Source organism: Dietzia sp. Die43, from assembly GCF_024519835.1.
Classification (GTDB): domain Bacteria; phylum Actinomycetota; class Actinomycetes; order Mycobacteriales; family Mycobacteriaceae; genus Dietzia; species Dietzia kunjamensis.
On the sequence record NZ_JALJRF010000041.1, the window covers coordinates 1 to 3,715 of the forward strand.

The 3,715-nt window shown below is 66.4% G+C and carries 1 protein-coding gene; it reads right to left on the minus strand.

The genetic code is table 11. From position 1 onward, the window contains the following. Positions 1-1,302: 1,302 nt before the first annotated feature. Positions 1,303-1,749, minus strand: coding sequence for an ATP-binding protein (locus NR111_RS18865; protein WP_374210759.1), 447 nt, complete (start codon positions 1,747-1,749; stop codon positions 1,303-1,305). Positions 1,750-3,715: the final 1,966 nt, after the last annotated feature.

Genomic DNA, 3,715 nt, shown 5'->3' on the forward strand with positions numbered 1-3,715 from the left:
CCCTCGCCTCTCGGCTCCGGCCCGCTCCCTGGCGGCTCCGATAAAGTTACACGGGAGTGTCCACGAAACCAAATCGGACCTGTTTCCGCAGGTAGGTCGCTTTTTCGCTGCATCGAGCCGCGTCGGTCCAGGGCACCGTTGGGACCGCGCTACTGCCACCGCAGCGGGCTCTCGAGTGAGACCCGCTGTATCGCCCGCCGAGTCCATCGGCGTGTCGCCTGCCGTGCGGATGTCGCTATGTACGCCCGACCGGGCGGTGGCCGGCGGTTTCTAGAGAACCCAGCCCGCCCGGTGGAATAGGGCTCGTTCGGCGGAGGGACGATCCTGGCCCCTCCCAACGGACCCTTCACCGTGTCCTGCTGCGTGGATGCTGGAGGGCTCTTGTCGGAACGGTCTCGCTAGATGAACAAGCCAGCCGAGATGACCACACTGGTCCCCGCGCCCAAGGAGGAGCCCCGATCGAGAACCGGTGTATTCCGTGGCGCCCGACCCCCCCCGCTCAGGACGGGGTGTCACCGGCGGACGCGCAACGCCACCTACGTGGCGGGCGGCTACTGACCCCACCCCCACTGGTCGCGGGTCTGTGCGGTCGTGGAGTCGCGACACCTCCCGCCCGGGTGAGAGTGTTCGCCGAGCGGTCGGATCTCGGCGTGGTGGACATAGTTCGATATCCGCGACCGGCGGGACGCTCTCGGCGACGCTGTGTCCCCAGTCGCACTGCGCCTGTTAGGAACGCCTTTCGGAAACCGCCGTTCTGACGATCGGATAGCGCGCGTACGAGCATCAGGTAGCGGACCCGCAGGGATTCGCTCGGCTCGCGCACATTCGACCGGTGCCGGCCGTTCCAAGGCGAACGCACGGTCCGCGCGCGACACCGGGTCCGGGTTGGTGCCCGCTTCTTGATCCTCACCGACCGGACGGGCAGGTCGGGATGCACCGCTCTGAGTGAGTCATACGCCATCTCCGTGGGGTTCAATGACGTGCTGCTCGTCCCCTGGGAGCTGGATGGCCCTCCGGGGAACTGGGGCGCCCTGAAGTCCCAGTTCACACAACTGTTAGCTGCTGGCGGCGCGTTGGGGCAGTCAGGCTGGCGACGCTTCGCCACCTGGGCGGGGGACGTGGTCAAGTGCGCGGCGTCGGTGTTCGAAGGAGCGGCCCCGGTTCGGCCTGCCCGACGCGATCAAGAGACGTACACGTTGCCACCGCGCGGGCCCTGGTGAGCAGGGGGGACGGGGAGTCCGGCGGGCGGCACTTGACGCCATCGAGGCGCTATCCGGTAGCCGTCCGAACGCTATCCGATCGTCAGAACCATGCAATCCGAAGCACGTCCCAAGCACTGCGCCCTCTTCGAGGTCGTGATGGTGGGCCTCGGGTGGCAGCGCAGTGTTGTCGCACCGGTGTCGAACGGGTATCACCGACATCGTCGATGACGAGCGACGTGCGGCGCCGTAGCTCACGTACCTCGAGTTCGAGATGGTTCTCGGCCTGCGTCGCAGGAAACTCGGACTGCCATACGTCCGCGGTGTCGAACTGCACTGGGTAGCCACCGGCGTTCGCTCTGAGTCCGAGCCCAACAGCCAATTGGGTCTTGCCGAATTCGCGCGTATCGAGGAGGACGAGGCAGGCGGCCTCGCCGAAGTTGGTCCTGTTCGCCCGATGCGCGAGCACGTCCCTGCGCAGGAGGGGTTGGGGGTCTACGCAGCGGTCCCCGTCCACTTGGTCCGGGGGGCGGGCGACGCGCGAGTACACGGCCGGATGCCGGAAGCTTCACGGTGGCGACTCGGCCCGATCCCTTGGTCACGGACAGGGAGATCAACTGACCGTCAGCAGGGAAGTACGTGTCCAACTACAGGGAGATTGGCATGGCCGCTAGCACTTGGGCACGCCGGCGGCGTAACCGATCTGGGAGACCAGTTGACATGATCCGGGGTCCACCGGCACCGGCCCGCAATCGAAGAACCGGTGCATTCGTGAGTTCTCCGGACAGAGGATCTCAGCCTTCCGGGCTGCAGCCATGCGGCCGACCTGGTCGGGCATGCGGGAGGTACTCGATCGCGGTGCCGGCGTCTCGCTCGAAGCAGAGCTAGTCGGCCGTCTTCGACCCGTTCCGCGGCATCGGCTGGTACCGCGTGATGGATGTCCCGCGCGCGAATCTGCTCGTCGGTCTGAGTTGTACACGTCTCCCCCGAGCCGACCGCAGACATGCTGGGCCCAACCACACTGATCGACCGCGGACGATCTTCCGTGACAAGTACGTCTGACACATCGCGGCCGACGACACACCAAATGTCGGGGGACGCCAGAGACGGTTTCGGAACACTGAGGTCTGCCGATTTGGAGACCGGGCGTGCCGGCCCTGGAAGCCGCACACGACAACTCGTGGGAGGCCCGACTCGAGAGCGGGCAGGCATTCGTCCGACCACTTGCCACGACGATAGACGCAGGGATCTGCGAGAAACCAGCATTCTCCGCGGTGTCGGTTGCACCGCGAGGTGGCCTGCACCGCGACCGTTCATCCGGCCCGTCGTGATCATGGGCCGCGCTGCGCTCATTCACGACGCTGGCGCCGATGATGCCGTCGGGCGAGAACGATCCGCGGTCACCGGGATCCGGGTCACCCGTCTCGTCGGCCCCGTAGTCCCCCGATCCGAATGGGAGCCGCGACCGGGGCGCCGACCACCGGCGCACCCACCCCCAACCCATCACGAGGGTGGGACCAAATCAAAACAGCACAGCGGGGCCGGGTGGGCTTGTCATTCTCAGGAACACGGCTGATACGGACGTGCCATCGCCGTGGTCCTCGAATTGGACCTCGATTCGGCCGAGACAGCCCCCCTGCGATGCGATTGCTAGCCCGGCGAGCTCGCCGTCCTCGGTGCTGAAATGTGGACCGGCGACTGCCTTCGTCCGATCCTGCAATGACGACCCCACGCGTGTCCCGGGGTTCAACCCGCCGTCACCGACCGCTGATCATGAGTCCACGTTCTGTGCCGAGGGCGAGGGCACCGTCACGCTGCCGCCCGAGATCGGCTCGGCGGGCGCCCTTCTGGTAGCGGAGAGGGCTCGAGGACAGGCGGCGCCAACATCGTCCCGGCGGAATTCACATCCACGAAAGCGGTCCCTGCGCTCCCGTCCAGCCCGGCATCGAGCAGGGAGCTCGAGCAACGCACCACTGTCCGCCGACTTCCCCATCCCATGTCCAGTGGGCCGTTCGGGACAAGGAACACCGTTGTCCCTCCGCGCCGATCGGATCCCCTCGATCTCGGAGTCGCGGACGCTTCCGATCCATGGTTCTCTGAGCAAATCTCCCCGATCGGGGTTCCCGAGGGGAGTGTCGTCAGGGCCCCCCCGGTTCGGTGAGGTGCCACGCTCGATCGATAACTAGCGACCTCGCCGACGCCCTCTGGTGCCCCGGGCCATCCCTGCATGGAACAACTACCTACGGCCGGATCCTCGCCAGCCGACGGTGCGACGAACCGCAAAGCGCCCAGCCTTGGCGGACATCAAGCACGGATAGTCGTTCAGACGCCTCCGGTAGTAGAGCAACCGCGGGGAATGAACACGATCTCTGAGGCGCCGCTCGGAGGCCAGGACAGTGTTCGTTCTTCGACCGCACGGCCAGTTGGAGACGAACCCCTGCATCCGGCGATTAGTGGCCGCCGGTGAATGTTCCGGGGACGTCGGATGAGTATCCGAATTGGCGGGTGCCGTTGTC